The following is a 23,228-nucleotide window of genomic DNA, read 5'->3' as shown; positions in this document are numbered from 1 at the left end:
TTGAATAAAAGTGAATAATTTTAATTTTTCTAAAAAAAAACGTTTATTAACTTCACTAGATTTTGATTTTGTATTTAAAAATCCTAATAAAATTTATAGTAAATATTTCATTATTTTAAGTCGTAAAAATAAAATCAAATATTCTAGAATAGGTATTATTATTTCTAAAAAAAAAATTTATAAAACATGTAATAGAAATCGAATTAAGAGAATTATTCGTGAGTATTTTCGCTTAAATCAACATTTACTATGTATTCTAGATTATATTATTATTATAAGTAATAAAAAAATCATAAATTTAAATAATTTAAATTTTAAAAATTATTTAGAAAATATATGGAAAATTTACAAAATATGTTTAGAATAAATTTTTTATAAGACTATACAATTTTATTTTTAAGTAAATAATTAAATTAATTCTAATATATCTAGTTTTCATAAATTAAATATAGAGAATATTAATAATGGATTCAAAAGATAATATTATTTTAATTATTTTTTTTATAATTAGTATTATTATTTGGAATAATTGGCAAAATACAAATAATTATATAAAAAATAATACAAAAAATATGCATTTTAAAGTTTTAAGCATAAAAAATAGAAAATTTTTTCACACAATTAAAAAAAAAAATAATATTGTAGTAAAAACTGACAAATTTCTCTTATATATTAACCCTTATGGGGGTAATATTGAAAAACTACAGTTAGTTGATTATTTAGACAGATTAAATTCTCAGAAATTTTTTACCTTCTTAAATAAGAACAATAATTTTATATATCAAGCAAAAAGTGAAATAGTAAAAAAAAATAATTTAGGCCAAACTGAGTATAATTCTAAAAATTTTAATTTCTTTTCAAAATCACATTTTTATCAATTAAAAAAAAATCAAAATATATTAAAAATACCTTTATTTTTTTTAAAAAATAATATTTTATATATTAAAATTTTTACTTTTGAAAGAGGTAGTTATGCTATAAATATAAATCATAAAATTTTTAATAACACTAATCAGCAAATTTATATAAATATATTAGGGCAAATAAAAAAATCTATTTATATACCTAAAAAATATTTAACGAAAAAACATAATAATTTCGCCATAAAATCATTTTATGGAATAGCTTTTTCGACTGAACAAAATAAATATACTAAATATAAATTTGATAAGATTATTCAAAATAAAAATATTAAAGTTAGAACTCTTGGTGGATGGCTTGCTATATCACAACAATATTTTGCTACTGCTTGGATCTTAACTCATCTACTAGGTACAAATACTATTTATACAAAAAAAATTGATGAAAATATTGCAAGTATTAACTTCAAATCATCTGATGAAATAATTTTATCAAATTCTCAAAAAAGTTTTTTATCTACTTTGTGGGTAGGACCTAAAATTTCAGAACAAATGTCTAAAGTTGCACCTTTTTTAAATTTAACTATAGACTATGGTCTATTATGGTTTTTGTCACAACCATTATTTAAATTATTAAATTTAATATATAATATTATAGGAAATTGGGGATATTCAATTATATTTATCACTTTTTTAGTTAAAATGATGACATATCCATTATCTAAACAACAATATATTTCTATGATTAAAATGCGTTTTTTACAACCACAAATAAAAAAAATTAAAGAAAATTTTGGACATGATAAACAACGTTTTAGTAAAGAAATAATTTCTTTATATAAAAGAGAAAATATTAACCCTCTTTCTGGATTATTTCCTATAATAATACAAATGCCCATCTTTTTATCATTATATTATATGTTAACAAATTCTGTAGAATTACGACATGCACCATTTATTTTTTGGATTAAAGATTTGTCATCAGAAGATCCTTACTATATATTACCAATCATAATGGGTATTACTATGTTTTTTATTCAGAAAACATCACAAAGTAATTCTAAAGATAACAAACAAATGAAAATTATGTATTTAATACCTTTTATTTTTAGTTTATTTTTTTTATGGTTCCCATCTGGATTAGTATTATACTATATAGTTAGTAATATAATAACATTATTACAACAGAAATGGATTTCTTTACAAATAAATAAGAAAAAAATTAAAATTTAATTATAAAGTTATGGAAAGAAATACAGATACAATTATTGCAAGAGCAACTCCATTAGGGCAAGGTGGTGTAGGTATTATAAGAATATCTGGCAATAAAGTATTTAATGTAATTAAACATACATTAAAACTTACATATATAAAACCAAGATATGCTCATTATTTATCTTTTTTTTATAAAAATAAAATTATAGATAAAGGAATTGTTTTATTATTTCTAAAACCTTATTCCTTTACAGGAGAAGATGTTTTAGAATTACAATGTCATGGAGGACCAATATTATTAGATTTATTAATAAATGACATTGTTAATATATCTGGTATTAGGATTGCTAATCCAGGAGAATTTTCAGAAAGGGCTTTTTTAAATAAAAAAATTGATTTAACTCAAGCAGAAGCAATCACAGATATAATCTCAGCTAATTCAAAAGCTGCCGTTTTTGCAGCTATGAATTTAATGCATGGTAAATTTTCAAAATTATTAAAGATCTTTTCAATAAATCTTATAAACTTAAGAACAGAAATAGAATCTTTTCTTGAATTTGAGTATGAAATTAATTTTTCTATTTTTTGTAAAAATATTTTAAGAAAATTAGATAAATTATTAGATAATTTAATGCATATTATGGAATATGTAAAAAATGGTATTAGAATTAGGGAAGGAATAAAAATAACACTGATTGGACCTCCTAATTCTGGAAAATCCAGTTTAATGAACTTAATTACTAATAAAGATATTTCTATAATTACAGATATTCCTGGAACAACCAGAGATATTTTACATGAAAATATTTATATTAATTCTGTACCAATAGAAATAATTGACACAGCAGGAATTAGAAAAACTAATAATAAAATTGAAAGTATTGGGATTAAAAAAACTTTTGAAATAATAAAAAAGTCTAATTATTTATTTTTAATTATTGAAGATAAAATGTCTGAAAAAAATTTATTAAAAATAATTAATAATGATATAAAAAAATATATAAAAAATATACCAATTATTGTTATACGTAATAAAATAGATGTGACAAATAGTGTTCCTGAATTAATTAAAAACAAGGATTTTACTACAATAAAATTATCTGTAAAAACAAAAAAAGGTATTTTAATATTAATGAATTTTATTAGGAATAATATTCTTTATACTAATAATAATGAAGATCAATTTACAGCTCGAGAAAGACATATAAATACATTAAATAATATATATCTTCTTCTTAAAGAAGCAAAAAAAGAATTTTTAGACATAAAATTAATTGAATTATTATCTGAAACTTTAAGATTAGTACAAAAAGAATTAGATCTCTTAACTGGAAAATTTACATCAAAAGATTTATTGAAATCTATTTTTTCTAATTTTTGTATAGGTAAATAAATTTATTATGCCTGAATTACCTGAAGTAGAAGTTATTAAAAACATGATTAAACCTTATTTAGAAAAAAAAATTATTAGTTATGCTATAGTAAGAAATAAAAAGTTAAAGTACCTTATTCCAAGGAATATAGTTAATATACATAATCAAAAAATTTTAAATATTAAAAGAAGAGGAAGATATATTATAATAATACTATTATACAACTCAATTATAATTCATTTAGGTATGACAGGAAATTTATTTATAATAGAAAAAGACATGTTATCATACGGTAAACATGATCATATTGATTTAATTATGGATAATAATATTATTTTACGGTATACAGATTCAAGAAAGTTTGGTTTTTGGTTATGGGAAACTAAAAATTATAAAGATAATATTTTTTTAAAAAAATTAGGTCCAGAACCACTAAAAAACGAATTTAATAGTAAGTATTTATATAAATTTACTAAGAAAAAAAATATTCCTATAAAAATATTATTGATGGATAATTGTATTGTAACTGGGATAGGAAATATATACGCTAGTGAATCATTATTTTTATCAAAAATTTTACCTACAAGAATATCAAAGACTTTAAATTTTAAAGAAATTAATATTCTTGTTAAGAATATTAAATATATTTTAAATAAGTCTATTAAATATGGTGGTTCGTCTATAAAAGATTATAGACAACCTAATAGAAAGATTGGTAATTTTCATAAATTGTTATTTGTTTATGGTAAACAAAATAAATTATGTAAAATCTGTTGTACAAAAATTATTAAAATCAAACAAAGAAATAGAAGTACTTTTTTTTGTAGTAAATGTCAAATTTAAATACTAAAAATTATTTTAGTAAGGAGAAGTTATTTGATTATATGTTTTGTATTTTCCTAAAATAATTCTACTCAAAATCACTAAACATAAAGATATTACTATTAATATAGTAGCTAAAACATTTATTTCTGGTGAAATACCTATTTTTGCCATTGAATAAATTCTTAATGGAAGTACTTCATATGTAGGTCCTGTTACAAATGTTGATATTGTTACATCATCCATTGATAAAGCGAAACTTAATAACCAACTAGAAATTATTGCAGGAAATATTAATGGTAATATTATTTTTGTTAAAATAATAAATTCGCTAGCACCTAAATCCTTGGCAGCTTCAAATATTTTATTATCAAAATTTTTTAGTTGTGAATATATAGTAATAACAACATACGGCAAGCAAAAAGTAATATGTGAAATAAGTAAAGACCAAAAACCTAAAGGGAAATCTAGTAAGATAAATAATAATAATAAAGAAATTGCCATAACGATATCTGGTGACATTATTACTATAAATAATAAAGTACTTATAAATGATTTAAGATGAATATTATAATAACATAGAGATAAAGATATTAGTAATCCAAGTAAAGTTGCAAAAACTGCAGTAATACAGCCAATAAGTAATGAATGATATGTTACTTCTAATAAAGAATAATTATGTAAAATTGCATAATACCATTTTATACTAAATCCTTCCCATTTAACTCCAAATTTTGATTTATTAAAAGAATTTATTATAATAAGAATAATAGGTATATAAAACCAGCAATAAATTAAATTTATAAAAATTATTCTACAAATGTTTCTAAACATTATTTTTTAATTCCTTTTTATCTAAAAATTTAATTATTTTTAAATATAATATTAAGAATATTCCTGTAATGAATGTTATCATTGTACTGATAGCTGATCCTAAGGGCCAGTCTCTTATATTTAGAAATTGGATTTTAATAAGATTTCCTACTAGTAAATTTTTAGCTCCTCCCATCAAGTCAGCAATATAAAACATACCCATAGCTGATAAAAAAACTAATGAACAACCAGCAATAATACCTGGAGTAGTTAAAGGAATAGTTATATACAAGAAAATTTTCCAAGCTGGGGCACCTAGATCTTTTGCAGCTTCTATATAAAAAAAATCTAATTTTTCTAAACTAGAATATATAGGCATAATCATAAAGGGTAATAAAATATATATTAATCCTAAAATTACAGCTATAGTAGTATATATTATATGTATAGGATGATTTATAATTTTCAAAAAAATTAAAATATAATTTAACCATCCATTTACTCCAAAGAATATTTTTAAACAATATATTCTAATTAAAGAATTAACCCAAAATGGTAAAAATAAAAAAAATAACATTAATGATCTTTTTTTAGTAGAAATTTTTGTTAAAGCAAAAGCAAAAGGATATCCTATTAACAAACAAATTATTGTAGTAATACATGAAATATATAATGAATGAAGAAATACTTTAATATATAAAGAATTTAATAATTTTAAATAATTTTTTAATGAAAAATTCAACGTAATTAAATGATTATTATTTTTTGTTAAAAAACTGATAATAATAATCATTATATTAGGTAAAAGAATAAATAATAATAACCAACCAATAATCAAAAAAATAATAATATTTTTAATATATCCCATTATTTTTTTCATAAGGTAGTGTGACCTCCCATGTTTCAACCCAATTAATTAACATTTTTTGATTTAAGGCATGATCAACGTAAGGGTCATTTTCATTGAAAAATTCACTAACAGTAATAATTTTACCATTCTCTAATTCTAATGTTGATTCTAAAGTCATTCCTTTATAATTTTTTTCTTTTACATAACCAATTAATCCTTTTCCAGATACATTATTATCTATTTCTTTTATTTTTAAATCTTCAGGTCTTAATAATACATGTATTCTTTCCCCAGAAATAACAGGAAAAGAAACTTTAATATTACATATATAACCTTCTAGGTTAGCTTGTACTTGTTTATTACTTAGTTTTTTTAAAATAATTGCATCAAATATATTAATATCTCCTATAAATTTAGCTACAAACAAATTTTTTGGTTCTTCATATATTTCTCTAGGAGTCCCTTCTTGTTCTATTTTTCCATTACGTAATAAAATAATACGATCTGATATACTTAAAGCTTCTTCTTGATTATGTGTTACTAAAATAAAAGTAATCCCTAATTTTCTTTGTAAAGCTTTTAATTCATTCTGCATTTTCTTACGTAATCTATAATCTAAAGCGGATAATGATTCATCTAATAATAATATTCTTGGTTGATTAATTACTGCTCTTGCGATAGCAACTCTTTGTTGTTGTCCTCCTGATAATTCATGTGGTTTTCTATATGCAAATTTTGTTAATTGAACCATTTCTAATATTTTTTCTACTTTTTTTACTATTTCTTTATATGGTTTTTTTTGCATTTGTAAACCAAATGCTATATTTGCAAATACTGACATGTGAGGAAATAAAGCATAACTTTGAAAAACCATATTTATTTGTCTGTCTTCAGCTGGTTTGTATGTGATTTCTTCATTATTCAATAGAATTGAACCACTATCTACTTTCTCTAAACCAGCAATTAGTCTAAGAATTGTAGTTTTACCACAACCTGAAGGACCTAAAAAAGTAATAAATTCGCCGTTATTTATATTTAATTGAAAATTAGAAATGATTTTTTTACCAAAAAAAGATTTATTAATATTATTAAGGTTAATTAGTGCTTTTTTAACATTTTGATTTTTCATATAAAAAAAACTCTAGCCAAACGTTATTTAATATTTATTAATTTGATTAATATAAAAAATATTTTTTATAGAAAACATATATTATAAAAAATTTAAATGATAAATAATTAAAAAATATATAATATATTTATATAAAATAATTTAAATATTTTTTTAAAACTAAATAAAATATTTACTAAAAATTTTTTTGAATAAAAATAATACACTACCTTCATAAAAAGGTACATATAATATTAATATATATTTATTATTATAAGTAATATTTGTTTTTTTTAAAAAATTAAATTATTTGTTAATTAATGGAATTTGTTTTTCAATAATACCTCCACCTAAACAAATATTTTTACAATAAAAAACAGCTGATTGTCCTGGTGTAATACCAAAAATAGGAGTACTAAAATATACTTTAATTTTATTATTATTAAGTAAATAAATTTGACATTCAACACTATTTTGTCTATATCTAGTTTTTATTGTATATTTTTGTGAAAATTGAAATAGAGAAGTAATCCAAGTTATTTCTTTTGCTATTAATCCAACAGAATATAAATAAGGATTATTATAGCCTTGTACAACAACTAAAATATTTTTTTTTATATCTTTTTTATAAACATACCATGGTTTATTTCCATAATATGAAGATCCTCCTAACCCGATTCTTTTTCTTTGTCCTAAAGTATAATGTATTAATCCTTTATGTTTTCCTATAATTTTTCCATTAATGTCCACTATATTTCCTGGTTTTACAGATATATATTTATTTAAAAATTTTGGAAAATTTTTCTCTCCTATAAAACAAATTCCTGTAGAATCTTTTTTATTAGCATTAATGAATTTTAATTTTTTTGCAAAATATCTTACTTCATTTTTTTTTAAATTTCCTATAGGAAATAAAATTTTTCTAAGTTGAATTTCTTTTATCGTATATAAAAAATAACTTTGATCTTTATTTGAATCAATTCCTTTAAATAAAAAAAATTTATTTTTTATTTTTTTACAACGAGCGTAATGACCAGTACTAATATAATTAGCTCCTAAATTTTTAATAGCAAAATTCATAAAATACTTAAATTTAATTACTTTATTACATAGTATATCTGGATTAGGAGTATTTCCTTTCTTATATTCAGAAAGAAATTTTTCAAAAACAAAATCCCAATATTCTGACGAAAAATTAATTTTATGTAAATAAATATTTAATTTTTTACAAATATTTTCAGCATGATATAAATCATCTTGAATATGACAGTTATTATTCACGTCATCTTCTTCCCAGTTTTTCATAAATAATCCTTCTACTTGATAATTTTGTTTCTTAAGTAACCAAGCAGATAAAGAAGAATCTACTCCTCCAGACATAGCAATTATTACTTTTTTTTTAATCATTTAAATATCTTTTTTAAAAAATAAAAATTTAACATTTTATAGAAATAAAATAATATTTTATTAGAAAACTTATTATTAATGTTTTTACATTTTTGTAATAGTTTTTATCCCTAATAACGATAATCCTGTTTTTAGGATTCGTGATGTTAAAAAAACTATTTTTAATCTACTAATTTTTAGTAAATCATTTTTTAAATCTAAAATATTACAATTTTCATAAAAAATAGAAAATAATACTGTAATTTTATACAACCAGTTACATAATATGTTTGGTGTACCTTTTTTTGCAATTTTTAAAATTATATTTTCAAATTCTAAAAATGTTATAGCAAGATTTATTTCATAATTATTTGAAAAATGAACTTCTAAATTTAAAAAATGGTTAAAATTAATATTTGCTTTATTTAATAAAGATTTTGTTCTTACATATGCATATTGAATATATAAGGCTGTATTCCCATTAAAGGACAACATATCCTTCCAACTAAAAATATAGTTATGTAATCTATTTTTAGATAGATCAGCGTATTTAATTGCACCTATACCTATTATTTCAGATAATTTTTCTAATTCATCTTTTTTTATATCAGGATTTTTTTGAAAAATTATATTTTTTGCTTTTATTATAGATTTTTCAATTAAATGATGTAATTTAATATTATTACCTTCTCTAGTTTTAAATGGTTTATTATTTTTATCTAAAATCATACCAAACATATGATGTTCTAATTGTACATGAGCAGGAATATAATTTGCTTTTCTTGCAATAGTAAAAATTTGTTTTAAATATTGATTTTGTCGTGCGTCAACATAATAAATAATACGATCAGCTTTTAGTATTTCATAACGGTATTTTATACATGCAATGTCAATTGTAGCATAAAGGTATGCTCCGTCTTTTTTTTTAATAATAACAGCCATTTGTAATCCTTTTTTATTTTGCATATTTTTAATAGGTATTACAACTGCACCATTATTATTTACAGCTAAACCTTTATTTTTTAAATCTTGAACTATATCTGGTAATAATTCATTGTATATACTTTCCCCCATAGTATCTTTTTCAGTTAAAGTAATATTAAGTTTTTTATATAAATTATAATTATTACTCATAGTAATATTTACTATTTTTTCCCATATTTTTAAACATGAAATATCTTTTTGTTGTAATTTAACAACATATTTTTTAGATTTTTTTGCAAAATTATTATCCTTAATATATTTTTTTTGTGCTTGTTTATAAAATATACCTAAATCAGAAATTGAGATATTTGTCTTGTACTTTTTATATTTTAAAAAAGCAATAAGTATTCCAAATTGGGTACCCCAATCCCCAATATGATTTGATTTAATAACATTATGTCCTAAAAAAGATAAAATCCTTACCATAGAATCACCTAATATTGTAGATCTTAAATGACCTACATGCATTTCTTTTGCAATATTAGGACTAGAATAGTCAACAATAATATTGTTAGATTTTATTTTTTTGATCCCTAATCTATCCGAAGATATTAAAAAATTAATTTGTTGAGATAACCATGATTTTTTAAGAAAGAGATTAATATATCCGATTTTAGTAATTTTGATTTTGGATATTAATTTTTTTAAATTTAAATACTCTAAAACTTTATTAGCTAAACTTATAGGGTTAGTATTTAAATTTATAGCAGCTGATATAATTCCATTTATTTGATAATGTCCAAACTCTATTTTTTTACATTTACGTAAAAAAACATTATGTTTAGCTGGTATTCCAGCTTTTATCATTGCTTTATGAATTTCTTTTGAAAGAATATCTTTAATATTCATATATTTTACCGTTATATTATAATATAAGTACTAACTACTAACTAATAAATAATTTGTTTATAGCATATTCTATTCTTTCTAAAGCTTTATATAAAATAATACGAGAACAAGCAAAATTAAAACGAATAAAATTACTATCACCAAAATCTTTTCCAGAAGAAAATTTTAACCCATATTTTTCAAAATATAAAGATGGATTAGTAACCTTCATATTTTTACAATTAATCCATCCTAAATATGTTGCATATGGTTTTAAAATATTTAAATAGGATATATTATTAATTTTATTAACTAAAATATTACGATTTTTTCTTAAAAATTTTATTTGTTCTGTTAACCAATCATTACATTGATTATTTCCCCAAGCTGTTGTAGCTGCAATAAAAGAAAATATATCTATATTTGGAAGAGTTTTTTTTTTAGATAAAATAAATTTAGTACGTAATTTTTTATTAGGAATAATAGCTACTGCAAAATTTAGTCCAGATATATTATATGTTTTTGAGGGAGACATAAAAGTTATACTACATTGTTCTGCTTCTGGATGTATAGAGGCAAAAGGTATATGTTTTGTTTTTTTTTGTAAAATTAAATCACAGTGTATTTCATCTGAACAAATAATTAAATTATGTTTTTTTATAAAATATAAAATATTTTCTAATTCTTTATAAGAAAAAACAGATCCTGTAGGATTATGAGGGTTACATAACATTATTAATTTTTCATTACCTAACATTTCAGAATTTAAAATATTAGGATCTAATATCCATTTTTTTTTATTATGTGATAAGTATATATATTTTGGTATTCTATGATGTAATAATATTGACTGAATAAAAGGGGGGTATATCGGTATATATGTTATAACTGATGCATTTTTTTTTGTAAAAGTTCTTATACTCAAATTTAGTCCTGAAACTACACCATTTATATAAACTATCCATGAAGGATCAATTTTCCAATTATAAAATTTTAAGAATCGTTTAACAATAATTTCAGATAAATTTTTAGGTTCAATACCATATCCAAATATACCATGATTTATTCTTTTTTTTAACTCTTGTCTAATGCATTCAGGAGAATAAAAATCACTATCCGCAACCCACAAGGGTATAATATTTCTGTTATTATACTTATTCCATTTTAAACTATCGCTATTTAATCTATTAACTAATTTATTAAAATTATATTTATATGTCATATTACTAATTATTATTTTTAATATTTAAGTATATCAAATTATTTAAATAATAAAAATATAAAAAATCTAATTTTTATTAGATTTTTTATATTTTTATATTTAAAATACTTAAGTAATTAAAGTTATTTTTATAATATGAAATCATTTATTTATAAAATATTATAAATATAATTTACTTATATATTTTATGAAAATAGAGTTTTTTATGAAAAAAAAAATTTATTGCGGGGAAATTAATAAAGAACATATAAATAAGGAAGTTATTATCTATGGGTGGGTAGATAGTTTTAGAAATTTGGGAAAATTAATTTTTATTAACGTAAAAGATAGAGAAGGAGTTGTTCAAGCTGTTTTTAGTTCTAAATATAATAAAATTGCTTATGATTTAGCTACTACATTACGTAATAATTTTTGTATAAAAATTATAGGAAAAATAGTAGAAAGAACAACAAAAAATAAAAATTTAAATATATTTACTGGAGAAATAGAGATTATTGTTTTTAATTTATTCATTATTAACAAATCTCTCCCCCTACCTATTGATAATAATAAATTAAATACAGAGGAAATAAGATTAAAATATCGATATTTAGATTTAAGACAACTTAAAATGGCTAAAATAATAAAATTAAGATCTACTATAATAAGTATTATTAGAACATTTTTAGAAAAAAATAAATTTTTAAATATTGAAACTCCAATATTAACTAATTCTACTCCAGAAGGATCTAGAGATTTTTTAGTACCCAGTAGAATACATAAAAAAAAATTTTATGCTTTACCTCAATCTCCTCAAATTTTTAAACAATTATTAATGATTGCTGGATTAGATCGTTATTATCAAATTGCTAAATGTTTTCGTGATGAAGATTTACGTTCAGATCGTCAACCAGAATTTACTCAAATTGATATAGAAATGTCTTTTACAAATTCAATTACTTTTAGAAATTTTATAGAAAAAATAATATTTAATTTATGGAAAAACGTAAAAAATATTTCACTTAATAAATTTAAATCATTAACATTTAAAGATTCAATAAAATATTTTGGTACAGATAAACCTGATTTAAGAAATCCGTTAAAACTTAACGATATAACTAATGTTTTTATAAAAAATTGTATAAACAAAACAAAAAAAAAAATAATATCTATTTATATAAGTTTTAAATATATAAAAAATATAAAAATAAAAACTTTATCTTTATATCAAGAATATATGAAAAAATATGGAATTAATGATTTAAATATTTTTCAAGTACACAATTTAAAATTAATTAATATTTTTAAAGAAAAAAATTTATACATAAATACATTAAGTGAGGCAGAAATAAAAAATATCATTTTTAAGCATAAAGCTAATAATAATGATATTATTTTTATAGGTACAGAAGTAAAGATAAATAGTTCATTAACTTCTATGGGTATTTTAAGAAAAAAATTAGGAATAGATTTAAATTTAATTAAAAAGAATAAATGGTGTCCGTTATGGATTATAGATTTCCCATTATTTAAAAGGAATGAAAAAGGTGAATTAGTGTCTATGCATCATCCATTTACATCACCAAAAAATTTTGATATAAATTTTTTAAAAAATAATCCAGAAAAAATTATATCTGATTCATATGATCTTGTAATAAATGGATATGAAATTGGTAGTGGTTCTTCTAGAATACATCAGTATAAGATACAAAAAATAATATTAGATATTCTTAATATAGATAATGTAACTCAACAAAAAAATTTTGGATTTTTTTTAGAAGCTTTAAAATTTGGAACACCTACACATATAGGTATGGCTTTAGGATTAGATAGATTAGTTATGTTATTGTCTGATACTAAAAATATTCGTGATGTAATTGCTTTTCCAAAAACAACATCTTCAACATGTTTATTAACTCAATCACCTAATATTATTGATAATAATATTTTAGATGAGCTAGGATTATTATGTAAAAAATAGGAGTATATATATTTTATGTCAGGACATAGTAAATGGGCTAATATTCGTCGTCGTAAAGAAACACAAGATAATAAAAAGGATAAAATTTTTTCTAAAATTATTAAAGAATTAAATACAGCTTCTCAAAATGGAGGAAATAATCCTGAGTATAATTCTAAATTACGTTTAGTTATAGAAAAAGCATTATCATATAATATGAGTCGTACAATTATTAATCGAATTTTATTAAATTCTGTTATTCAAAATAAAAGAAATAAAAATAAACTAAAAGAAATTATTTATGAAGGATATGGTCCGTATAATATAGCATTAATGATTAATTGTATAACTGATAATAATAATAGAACTGTATCTTTTATACGTAATATTTTAAATAAAAATGGAGGATATTTAGGACGTAAAAATTCAGTTAATTATATTTTTAAAAAACAAATATATATTGCATATGAATATAAAAATAATGAAAATGATATTTTAAATATTGCAGAAGAATTAAAAGCAGACGATATTGTTTTTACAAAAAAAATCATTAAAATAATTTTTTCAAAAGAAAAATATAAATTTCTTACTAAAAAAATAAAAAAATTTACATTAAAACCAATAAAAATAAAATTTTTTATAAAACCGTTTATTACCAAAAAGGTGGATAATCTAATAAAAAAAAAATTGATAGATTTCTTTTCTTTGTTAAAAGAACATAAAGATATAAAAGAAATTTATCATGATGCAGAAATATAACTAGTAAAATTTTTATTTATATTTTTTATTAAAATATAAAAATTATTTTTAAATTAAAAACATAATTTATATTTTATTTTAATATATAAAAAATTTTAAAATAACAATATAAAAAGTATTAATTTTTCATTAAATTAAAATTTTTATAAAAATAAAAGGAAAATAATAAATAGAATTATTTAAATTTTTTGATATCTAAAAATAAAAAAAATAAATTTTATTTTAAAAAGAAATTATATAAAAAAATACGACCATCACTATAAATAGTGAGTTATATTATTTTTATTTTAAATATTTATTTAAAAAAATTAAATATTTAATACTAAAAAAATTTACGATATAAGAAATAGTATTTACTCTTTTAAATTTATTTAAAATTAATATAAATATTATTATTAATTTAGTAAAAATATTATATATAATTTTCTCTTTTTATAAAAATATTAATCCATACTTATGACAAATAACATATTTATTACACTTAATAAGTTTAATTAAAAAAATTAAAATCTTATTAAAATATAATAAATTTTGATTTTGTTACATTTACTATTTTAAGTAATAAATTTTATAAAAATATGTTATTTATATATTTTTAATATTGGATCAATGCCGGCAATAATATTACCTGAATATTTTTTAATTTTCTTTATTTCTTCAGTATTAGAAATAACTACAGGAGTTAATATAGATTTTGCTGTTTTGATCAAATAATTTAGATCTAATTCAATAATTATATCCCCTTTTTTTACTTTATTATTTTTTTCAAAATTTAATATTCGCTTAAAACCTTTCCCTTTTAAATTAATTGTATCAATTCCAAAATGTACAAATAATTCTATATTGTTTGCTGTTTTGATAGAAAAAGCATGATTAGTTTCAAATATTTTTCCTATAGTCCCATCAATAGGAGCAACCATTACATTACCTGTCGGATTAATAGCAATTCCGTCTCCTACAATTTTATCTGAAAATACAGTATCAGGTACAGTTTCTATATCAATTATAGTACCATCTATAGGAGCATAAATTTTAGTACTTTGAATTGTTTTTGTTTTTTTAAAAAATTTAGAAAAAATATTCATTTAATTTAAACCTTTTATTAAAAATTTTGTATAAAATTAATTATACTTATTATAATCTGATATTAAATTATTAATATCTTTGATTGTCGGTTGCAACAAAACATTATTAGTTAATTCTTGTGCTTTTTGCATTTTAGTTTTACGAATAATATTTTTAATTTTTGGAATAGAAATAGAACTCATACTAAATTCATCTAATCCCATTCCTAATAAAATAGGAATTAAACGTTCATCACTTGCTAATTCACCACACATGCCAGTCCATTTTCCTTCAGCATGAGAAGCATCAATCACTTTTTTTATTAAATAAAATATAGCTGGATGCATTGGATTATATAAATGTGATATAAGTTCATTTCCTCTATCAACGGCTAATGTATATTGTGTTAAATCATTAGTTCCAATACTAAAAAAATCTATTTCTTTTGCTAAATGGTTAGCTATAATAGCAGATGCTGGAGTTTCTACCATTATTCCTATAGCAATTTTATTATTAAAACTTATTTTTTTATTTTGTAATTGTTTTTTTAAAAAAATCAATTCATTTTTTAAAAAAAGAACTTCTTCAATGGAAATAATCATAGGAAACATAATATGTAATTTACCAAAAACAGACGCTCTTAATATAGCCTTTAATTGTGTATGCAAAATATCTTTGCGATCCATACTTACTCTAATAGCTCTAAACCCTAAAAATGGATTTTCTTCCTTAGGTAAATTCATATATGATATTTTTTTATCACCTCCAATATCCATTGTACGAATAATTACAGATTTCCCTTTCATTTTTTGAGCAACAGTTTTATACGCGATAAATTGCTCTTCTTCTGAAGGTAATGTATTACGGTTCATAAATAAAAATTCTGTACGATATAAACCAATCCCATCTGCTCCATTTTTTTGAACATTATTTAATTCTTGTAATGATCCGATATTAGCACAAATTTTAATTTTATAATCATCTTTAGTTACTGCAGGTAAATTACTTAATTTAGTTAATTTATTTTTTTCTTTTACGTATTTATTATATATTATTTTTTCTTTTTTAATTACATTTTGTAATGGATTAATATAAATAGTATTATTAATACTATCTAAAATTATATAATCATTAGTTTTTACTTTACTAGTAATATTACCAGTACCTACAATAGCAGGTATTTCCAATGAACGTGCCATTATAGCTGTATGTGAAGTTCGGCTCCCTAAATCTGTAATAAATCCTAAAATTTTTTTTAAATTTAATTGAGCTGTTTCAGAAGGAGTAAGATCTTTTGCAATTAAAATAACTTCTTTATTAATTTCATTTAAATTAATAATTTCTAAACCTAGAATATTTTTGATTAACCGATCACCAATATCTTTAATATCTATTATTCTTTCTTTTAAATATTCATCACTTAATTTTTTTAATGTTTTTATTTGAGATGTTATTACTGAATGTACAGCAGCATCTGCTGATAATAAATTATTTTTTATTAAAAAAATAACTTCTTTAGTTAATTCTTCATCTTGAAGTAAAATTATATATCCTTCTAAAATAGATTCTCTCTTTAAATTAGATTGTTTTAGTAAATGTGTTTTTATATATTCTATTTGTTCTATAGATTCTTTTTGTCCTTTTAAAAACTTATTAATTTCTACATCTATTTCACTATCAGTAATTTTATTATTATTAATAATAATATTATCTACTTTTAGTAAAAATGCTTTACCAAAAGAAATACCAGGAGAAGCTGAAATTCCTGAAATCATGCTTTTTTACCTCTATTATTAGATAACAGTATTTATATATAAATATGATTTTGTACAAATCAATTCTATTTTAAAAAAATGGCTCATATTGTTTATTAAATTATTATTTTAATTTTTTTATAAAACATATGATTTTTTAATAAAAAAATTTAATTTACATAAATCTTAAGTATATCTTATAATTTTTGAATAATTCTTATTAAATGTTCTATAGCTTTTTGTTCATCTTGTCCAGAAGCTGTTAAAGTTATTAATGTTCCTTTAACTAATCCTAGAGTTTGTATTTTAAACAAACTTTTAGCATTTACTGTTTTCCCATTACATGTAATTGTAATATTTGATATAAAATTTTTAGCTTCTTTTACAAAGAGTGCTGCTGGACGAGTATGAAACCCATGAGTATTATTAATAATAATTTCTTTTTGCAACATTATTTTTCCTTAAATATAGATATATTTTTTATATATTTATTTAGTTAAGATGTTTTTTCATAAAAAAAATATTTAATTAGCTTATGACAAACGAAAATTAACAATAAATTATATAAATGATTATATCATTTTAAATATTTAATTTAATAAATAACATAGATAAACTATCTTGGCTACTAAATTAATTAAGGTGATAAATATTTAGTATATTTTTAAATTATATCTTTTTTTAAAAAAAAGAATTATGATATTTTCATATAATTATTACTTAATAATATAAAACATATAAATTTTAAAATATAAAATAAAAATTTTCTGTGTACTATTAATCAGTATAATCATTTTTATATAAGTATTTTTTTAAAAAAATTTTAAATAAAATACATATTTTACTTAAAAATATGGATAAATAATAATGGAAAAAATATTTGATTCAAAATTTAATAAAAATAATATTTCTATTAAAATTATATTTTTTTTGATAAAAAAATATAGTTCTCCTTTTTGGATATATTGTGCTGAAAACATAAAACAAAAAATTTTACAATTAAAACAATTTGATACAGTACGATTTGCACAAAAAGCTTGTTCGAATATTAATATTTTAAAATTAATGAAATCTGAAGGAGTAAAAGTAGATGCAGTATCATTAGGAGAAATTGAAAGAGCATTAATAGCTGGTTATAATTATAAAAATGAAAACGATATTATTTTTACATCTGATATATTTGATAGTAAAACATTAAAACGTGTTATTGAATTAAATATCACTGTAAATATTGGATCTATAGATATGTTATACCAACTTGGTAATTTATCTAAAGGACATAATATATGGTTAAGAATTAATCCTGGATTTGGACACGGACATAACAAAAAAACTAATACAGGTGGTGAAGAAAGCAAACATGGCATTTGGTATAAAGATATCAAAAAATCTATTGATATTATTAATAAATATAAATTAAATTTAATTGGAATACATATGCATATAGGTTCTGGAGTAGATTATAAACACTTAAAAAAAGTATGTAATTCAATGATATCTAACGTAATACAACCATATATGCCAAAAATTAATATAATATCAGCTGGAGGAGGATTATCTATACCATATAGATATAATGACGAAATTATAAATATTAGTCATTATTTTAATTTATGGAATAAAACAAGAAATATCATTAATAATTATTTTAATAAAAATATAAAATTAGAAATTGAACCTGGAAGATTTTTAGTAGCTGAAGCAGGACTATTAGTTTGTCAAGTATGTGCAATTAAAAATATAAAAAACAAAAGATTTGTACTTGTAGATATCGGTTTTAATGATTTTATTCGTCCCGTAATGTATGGTAGTTATCATTATATATCAGCAATATCATATAAAGGTAATGATATGTCTAATTTACCTAAAGTGGAAACTATAATAGCGGGCCCATTATGTGAATCAGGTGATATATTTACACAACTGGATAATGGGAAAATAACTTTTTTTATATTACCATTAGTTAATGTTGGTGATTATTTAATATTTCATGATACAGGAGCATATGGAGCGTCAATGTCTTCTAATTATAATAGTAGACCTTTAATACCAGAAATTTTAATTGAAAACAACATACCTAAAATAATTCGTCGCCGTCAAACAATACAAGAATTAATTTCTTTAGAATTATTTTAAAATGTATATTTTTTATAAGTTAATAATATTAATAATTAAAAAATATTTAAATTTAAATATTAAAATAACAAATTATTTATAAAATTAAACTTTAATAAATGATTTTATGAATTCTTTTTTTAAATAAAAAGATTTAGGAGTAATAAATATAATTTTTCCTTGGTTGTCTATAGTTTTCGTTAATTTTTTTTTTTCTGATTTATTTTTCACTAATAAAATAGAACCATTATAATAATTTATATGTTTGATTTGTCCTAATATAAATAATTCTATAAATTTAATCCAATCATTGTATATTTTAATTTTATCAAAAACTGATGGTTTCCATAATAATGGTTGACCAATTATCTTCATAAACATATGTGTTTTTTTATTTTTTACAATAATTGGTATCCATAAAATTTTTGATAATTTATTGTATAATTTACTTTTATACCAAAATAAATTATTTTTATTTAACAATGGCAATGAACAAATAAAACTATCATTAATAATATTATTATTTTTATATATAGTAATAGTTTTTATTTCTATTCCTAAATGAGGAATATCTTGATTATATTTATTATTTGTTTTTTTACCTAATAAAAAAAATTCAATTAATTTACCTATAAATCCTTTATCTTTTTCAAAATTTTTTGAAATTGCATAATTTGTCCATTTTATAATATCTATTATATTATTTCCTGTTAATAATGTTGCTCTTAATAATAACATTTTTTCATTATAGATAAATTGAGAAAACATTTTTTTTAAATAACCAAAATTTTTTATTTTGATAAAATAAAAAATTATATTCTTGCAATAAAATTTTTTGTTTTAAAAATTTATTTTTAATAATTATAAATGAATTATTTTATCAAAAAAGTTTAGAAAATGTTAGTATAACAGAATAATTTCTTTATTTATAATTTACGCATGTTTACAATTTATAATTCCAATAATATAGATATTTTATTAAATTTAATAAAAATACAAATTACAAAAAAACCTTTAACTAATCCATTAGAACCAGAAATTATAATATATAATAATAACCATTATGCTCAATTAATGAAAATTAATTTTTCAAATATTTTAGGAATATATGCAAATATTAATTTTATTTCTTTTGAAGAATTTATCAGAAATTTATTTATAAAAATAATACCTGATATATATCAAGATGATTTTTTATATAGAGAATCTATTATTTGGAAAATAATGTATATTATTCCTAAATTAATATCAAATATTGATTTTATTAATTTTAAAAAATATTTTTCTCATAATATAAAAAATATTAATTTTTTATTTCAAATATCAGATCAAATATATCATTTATATGATAAATATCAAAAATATAAACCAGAATTATTATTATTTTGGGAAAAAAATAAGATGATACCATCATTAAACAATGAACATCAAATCTGGCAAACTGTATTATGGCAAAATTTAATAAAATACAATAAAAAAAAATTAGGTAAACAATTATGGCATTATGGTAAATTATATAATTTTTATCAAAAAAATGATAAATATAAAAAATTTAGATATCATTTAATACCAGAAAGAATATTTATATTAGATATTCAAAATATTCCTCCTATTTTTTTGAAATTACTAAGAAAAATAGAAAAATACATGGAAATACACCTTTTAATGTTTACTCCATGTAAATATTATTGGGGTAATTTAGAAAATAATAATTTTAATAAAAAAAATCAAAATTATTTATTTTATAATTCATTATTATTGTCATGGGGAAAATATCACCTAAATAATATAAACAAATTAATAAATATACCATCTAGAACAATTGAATCGTTTGTAAAAAATGACCCTAGTAGTTTACTAAATAATATAAAAAACGATATTTTATACTTAAATAATAATTTAAAAAAATCTAATACTAAAAAATATAAAAAAAAAATTAATATATCAGATAATTCAATTGCAATAAATATTTGTGAAAATATAAAAGTAGAGGTAAGTATATTATACAATAATATTTTAAAAATTTTGGAAAATAATCCGAAATATTTATTACATGATATTATTGTTTTATCTCCTAATTTAGAATTATATATTCCTTTTATCCATGCAACATTTAGTGATATTAATTTACCTATAAATTTAAATATGGGTAAAATACCAGATTTAGATTTATTAGATAGATTGATATTTTTATTAAAATTACCTTATAAAGATTTTACTCCTGATGAAATATTTTTTTTGTTAGAAAATGAACAAATATCAAAAAGATTCCATCTTAATAAACAAGATTTAGAATGTTTACGTTTTTGGGTAAAAAATTTGGGTATCAAATATGGATTAAATTTTAAATATTTTAATAAAATTATCATACCAAAAGATCAATATACTTGGAAATTTGGTTTACATCGCCTATTTCTTGGTTATGCTATTAATAGTATTTCAGGAAGTTGGAATAATATAATTCCATATAACGGAGGTTCTATTATAACAGGAAAGTTATTAGAAAAATTCACAAATTTTTTATTTAAATTAGAAGAATGGAAAAAAAAACTTAATAAAAAATATTTTTTAGAAAAATGGGAAAATATTTTATTAAAAATATATTCTGATTTTTTTATTCGTAATATTTCTCTAAATACAAATATATATTTTGTAATGAAAAAAATAATATTTTTTATTAAAAATGGTTTAAAAGAAAAATATAAAAGAAAAATTCCTGTTGATTTTATATTAGAAGAATTTAATTCTCAAATAAAAAAGATGAATAAAAAAGTTATTTTTAATATAAATAAAATAAATTTTTGTGCACTTAATTTTTTTAAAAATTCATCTTTTAAAGTTATTTTTATAATAGGAATGAATAATGAATTTTTTCCTAAAATTTCATATCCTATAGTATTTGATTTAATGCAAAATTATCCTTATAAAGAAGGATCTAATTATTTAGATGAAAGTAAAAATTTATTTTTAAAATTAATAATGTCAGTAGAAAAAAAATTATATATTAGTTATATTAATAATCCTATAATTAGTAGTAGTAAAAATGATCCTTCTATTTTAATAAATGAATTATTATTATATATTTCTAATAATTATTATATTAATAATAAAGAAAAAAATAATTGTATTATTAAAAATATTTGTAAAATATATAAAAGTAAAAAAAAATTAATTTTCATTAAAAATAAAAAGAAAAATAATGATGTAACTAATATTTTTAATTTAAAATTAATGAAAATAAAAAAAATCAAAATTAATGATTTAATTAATTTTTGGAAACATCCAGTTAAAGGATTTTTTAATCAAAAATTAAAAATATATTTACATGATTTAAATAATATAAAGTTATTTGATACAGAACCATTTTTTATTAATGCTTTACAAGAATTTTTAATAAACAAAGAAATATTATATTCATTAATTTTAAATAAAGATCTTAATAATTTATATAATTTTTTTTTAAATAAAGGTACTTTACCATATGGTTATTACGGGGAAATTTGGTGGGAAGAAAAAATTAAAAAAATGAAAGAATTATTTAATCAAGAATATCAAAAATATAAATATTTAGAAATAATAAATAAAATAAATTTTAAAATTTCTGATATTACATTATTTGGGACAATAAGGTATTTTAAATATAATTACGGGTTAATAAAATTTGAACCAAAATTAATAGATATTAAAACAATTATTGCATTATGGATAGAACATTTAATTTTATGTGCAAATAATATTTATAATGATAAACTTAATTTTTTTGTTTTTGGTTTAAAGAATACTAAATATGGTTTTCAATTTTTTTCTAAAAAACAAGCCATATTTTTATTAAAACAATACATAGATGGTTATATTTATGGAATGTATTCTCCTCTTATGTTACCAATGAAAAGTTCCTGGTCCTGGATTAATACTTGTTATAATTTTAACAAAAAATGTATTGATAATGACATTGTTATACAAAAACAGGCAAAAAGAAAATTTTTTTACTATTGGAATAATAATAATTTTCCAGGAGAATGTAATGATTTATATTTTGAAAGATTAAATTTTAATTTAGATGAAAAAATATGGTTAAAAACAATATTATTAATTAAAAAATGGATACTAAATTTAGTATATTATATTTATTAAA

The 23,228-nt window shown here is 19.6% G+C and carries 18 protein-coding genes; 8 read left to right on the top strand and 10 right to left on the bottom strand.

Going from position 1 to position 23,228, the window contains the following annotated elements; all coding sequences use genetic code 11:
* Positions 1-10 precede the first annotated feature (10 nt).
* From rnpA to mutM, 4 genes are all read left to right on the top strand, one after another.
* Positions 11-367, top strand: a complete 357-nt coding sequence (rnpA, locus tag GJT88_RS02205; RefSeq protein WP_168895299.1) for a ribonuclease P protein component — start codon at positions 11-13, stop codon at positions 365-367.
* A gap of 97 nt (positions 368-464) precedes the next feature.
* Positions 465-2,093: a membrane protein insertase YidC gene (yidC, locus tag GJT88_RS02200; protein ID WP_168895298.1), complete on the top strand. Its 1,629-nt coding sequence runs from the start codon at positions 465-467 to the stop codon at positions 2,091-2,093.
* A 10-nt stretch (positions 2,094-2,103) separates the two neighbouring features.
* A complete protein-coding gene (gene mnmE, locus GJT88_RS02195) occupies positions 2,104-3,468 on the top strand; it encodes a tRNA uridine-5-carboxymethylaminomethyl(34) synthesis GTPase MnmE (protein ID WP_168895297.1) in 1,365 nt (454 codons plus the stop codon).
* Positions 3,469-3,475: 7 nt separating this feature from the next.
* Positions 3,476-4,291: a bifunctional DNA-formamidopyrimidine glycosylase/DNA-(apurinic or apyrimidinic site) lyase gene (mutM, locus tag GJT88_RS02190; RefSeq protein ID WP_168895296.1), complete on the top strand. Its 816-nt coding sequence runs from the start codon at positions 3,476-3,478 to the stop codon at positions 4,289-4,291.
* Positions 4,292-4,306: 15 nt separating this feature from the next.
* Here the strand turns inward: mutM and potC are convergent, their stop codons facing one another.
* The 6 genes from potC to GJT88_RS02160 form a co-directional block, all read right to left on the bottom strand.
* Positions 4,307-5,104 carry a spermidine/putrescine ABC transporter permease PotC gene (potC, locus tag GJT88_RS02185; protein ID WP_168895295.1) on the bottom strand — a complete coding sequence of 266 codons (798 nt, stop codon included), beginning with the start codon at positions 5,102-5,104 and terminating at the stop codon, positions 4,307-4,309.
* A complete protein-coding gene (gene potB, locus GJT88_RS02180) occupies positions 5,097-5,963 on the bottom strand; it encodes a spermidine/putrescine ABC transporter permease PotB (protein ID WP_168895294.1) in 867 nt (288 codons plus the stop codon). The genes potC and potB overlap by 8 nt, the downstream gene beginning before the upstream one ends.
* Complete coding sequence (potA, locus tag GJT88_RS02175) at positions 5,938-7,062, bottom strand: spermidine/putrescine ABC transporter ATP-binding protein PotA (RefSeq protein WP_168895293.1); 1,125 nt, start codon at positions 7,060-7,062, stop codon at positions 5,938-5,940. The genes potB and potA overlap by 26 nt, the downstream gene beginning before the upstream one ends.
* 285 nt (positions 7,063-7,347) lie before the next feature.
* Positions 7,348-8,448, bottom strand: coding sequence for a tRNA 2-thiouridine(34) synthase MnmA (gene mnmA, locus GJT88_RS02170; protein WP_168895292.1), 1,101 nt, complete (start codon positions 8,446-8,448; stop codon positions 7,348-7,350).
* A gap of 84 nt (positions 8,449-8,532) precedes the next feature.
* On the bottom strand, positions 8,533-10,260 hold the full coding sequence (gene argS, locus GJT88_RS02165) for an arginine--tRNA ligase (RefSeq protein ID WP_168895291.1): 1,728 nt from the start codon (positions 10,258-10,260) through the stop codon (positions 8,533-8,535).
* A gap of 37 nt (positions 10,261-10,297) precedes the next feature.
* Entirely contained in the window at positions 10,298-11,461 is a 1,164-nt protein-coding gene (locus GJT88_RS02160; RefSeq protein WP_168895290.1) for a MalY/PatB family protein, read from the bottom strand.
* A gap of 205 nt (positions 11,462-11,666) precedes the next feature.
* Here GJT88_RS02160 and aspS point away from each other — a divergent pair, with 205 nt between their 5' ends.
* Both aspS and GJT88_RS02150 read left to right on the top strand, forming a co-directional pair.
* On the top strand, positions 11,667-13,421 hold the full coding sequence (gene aspS, locus GJT88_RS02155; protein ID WP_168895289.1) for an aspartate--tRNA ligase: 1,755 nt from the start codon (positions 11,667-11,669) through the stop codon (positions 13,419-13,421).
* A gap of 15 nt (positions 13,422-13,436) precedes the next feature.
* Complete coding sequence (locus tag GJT88_RS02150) at positions 13,437-14,159, top strand: YebC/PmpR family DNA-binding transcriptional regulator (RefSeq protein WP_168895288.1); 723 nt, start codon at positions 13,437-13,439, stop codon at positions 14,157-14,159.
* A 581-nt stretch (positions 14,160-14,740) separates the two neighbouring features.
* Here GJT88_RS02150 and crr read toward each other — a convergent pair.
* From crr to GJT88_RS02135, 3 genes are all read right to left on the bottom strand, one after another.
* The gene (gene crr, locus GJT88_RS02145) at positions 14,741-15,244 is read right to left on the bottom strand and encodes a PTS glucose transporter subunit IIA (RefSeq protein ID WP_168895287.1); all 504 of its coding nucleotides are present in this window, start codon (positions 15,242-15,244) and stop codon (positions 14,741-14,743) included.
* Positions 15,245-15,280: 36 nt separating this feature from the next.
* Positions 15,281-16,999, bottom strand: coding sequence for a phosphoenolpyruvate-protein phosphotransferase PtsI (ptsI, locus tag GJT88_RS02140; RefSeq protein WP_168895286.1), 1,719 nt, complete (start codon positions 16,997-16,999; stop codon positions 15,281-15,283).
* Positions 17,000-17,175: 176 nt separating this feature from the next.
* Positions 17,176-17,430: an HPr family phosphocarrier protein gene (locus tag GJT88_RS02135; protein WP_168895285.1), complete on the bottom strand. Its 255-nt coding sequence runs from the start codon at positions 17,428-17,430 to the stop codon at positions 17,176-17,178.
* Positions 17,431-17,845: 415 nt separating this feature from the next.
* Between GJT88_RS02135 and lysA the strand changes: the two genes are divergently transcribed.
* Complete coding sequence (gene lysA / locus GJT88_RS02130; RefSeq protein WP_168895284.1) at positions 17,846-19,114, top strand: diaminopimelate decarboxylase; 1,269 nt, start codon at positions 17,846-17,848, stop codon at positions 19,112-19,114.
* Positions 19,115-19,198: 84 nt separating this feature from the next.
* On the opposite strand, the gene GJT88_RS02125 is transcribed toward lysA, so the two are convergent.
* Positions 19,199-19,861, bottom strand: coding sequence for a MutH/Sau3AI family endonuclease (locus GJT88_RS02125; RefSeq protein WP_168895283.1), 663 nt, complete (start codon positions 19,859-19,861; stop codon positions 19,199-19,201).
* Between the two features lie 171 nt (positions 19,862-20,032).
* Here GJT88_RS02125 and GJT88_RS02120 point away from each other — a divergent pair, with 171 nt between their 5' ends.
* The gene (locus tag GJT88_RS02120; RefSeq protein WP_168895282.1) at positions 20,033-23,227 is read left to right on the top strand and encodes an exodeoxyribonuclease V subunit gamma; all 3,195 of its coding nucleotides are present in this window, start codon (positions 20,033-20,035) and stop codon (positions 23,225-23,227) included.
* The last annotated feature ends 1 nt before the right edge of the window (position 23,228 follow it).

The organism is Enterobacteriaceae endosymbiont of Donacia tomentosa (assembly GCF_012571135.1).
Classification (GTDB): domain Bacteria; phylum Pseudomonadota; class Gammaproteobacteria; order Enterobacterales; family Enterobacteriaceae.
The sequence above is the reverse complement of the archived record's forward strand: the minus strand, read 5'-3'. Positions and strand labels throughout refer to the sequence as shown.

Coding starts and splice junctions, on each gene's coding strand:
- yidC (WP_168895298.1), top strand. CDS start 465: ATGGATTCAAAAGATAATATTATTTTAATTATTTTTTTTATAATTAGT.
- GJT88_RS02160 (WP_168895290.1), bottom strand. CDS start 11,461: ATGACATATAAATATAATTTTAATAAATTAGTTAATAGATTAAATAGC.
- GJT88_RS02125 (WP_168895283.1), bottom strand. CDS start 19,861: ATGTTTTCTCAATTTATCTATAATGAAAAAATGTTATTATTAAGAGCA.
- mnmA (WP_168895292.1), bottom strand. CDS start 8,448: ATGATTAAAAAAAAAGTAATAATTGCTATGTCTGGAGGAGTAGATTCT.
- crr (WP_168895287.1), bottom strand. CDS start 15,244: ATGAATATTTTTTCTAAATTTTTTAAAAAAACAAAAACAATTCAAAGT.
- mutM (WP_168895296.1), top strand. CDS start 3,476: ATGCCTGAATTACCTGAAGTAGAAGTTATTAAAAACATGATTAAACCT.
- mnmE (WP_168895297.1), top strand. CDS start 2,104: ATGGAAAGAAATACAGATACAATTATTGCAAGAGCAACTCCATTAGGG.
- argS (WP_168895291.1), bottom strand. CDS start 10,260: ATGAATATTAAAGATATTCTTTCAAAAGAAATTCATAAAGCAATGATA.
- lysA (WP_168895284.1), top strand. CDS start 17,846: ATGGAAAAAATATTTGATTCAAAATTTAATAAAAATAATATTTCTATT.
- aspS (WP_168895289.1), top strand. CDS start 11,667: ATGAAAAAAAAAATTTATTGCGGGGAAATTAATAAAGAACATATAAAT.
- ptsI (WP_168895286.1), bottom strand. CDS start 16,999: ATGATTTCAGGAATTTCAGCTTCTCCTGGTATTTCTTTTGGTAAAGCA.
- GJT88_RS02135 (WP_168895285.1), bottom strand. CDS start 17,430: ATGTTGCAAAAAGAAATTATTATTAATAATACTCATGGGTTTCATACT.
- GJT88_RS02150 (WP_168895288.1), top strand. CDS start 13,437: ATGTCAGGACATAGTAAATGGGCTAATATTCGTCGTCGTAAAGAAACA.
- potA (WP_168895293.1), bottom strand. CDS start 7,062: ATGAAAAATCAAAATGTTAAAAAAGCACTAATTAACCTTAATAATATT.
- potB (WP_168895294.1), bottom strand. CDS start 5,963: ATGAAAAAAATAATGGGATATATTAAAAATATTATTATTTTTTTGATT.
- GJT88_RS02120 (WP_168895282.1), top strand. CDS start 20,033: ATGTTTACAATTTATAATTCCAATAATATAGATATTTTATTAAATTTA.
- potC (WP_168895295.1), bottom strand. CDS start 5,104: ATGTTTAGAAACATTTGTAGAATAATTTTTATAAATTTAATTTATTGC.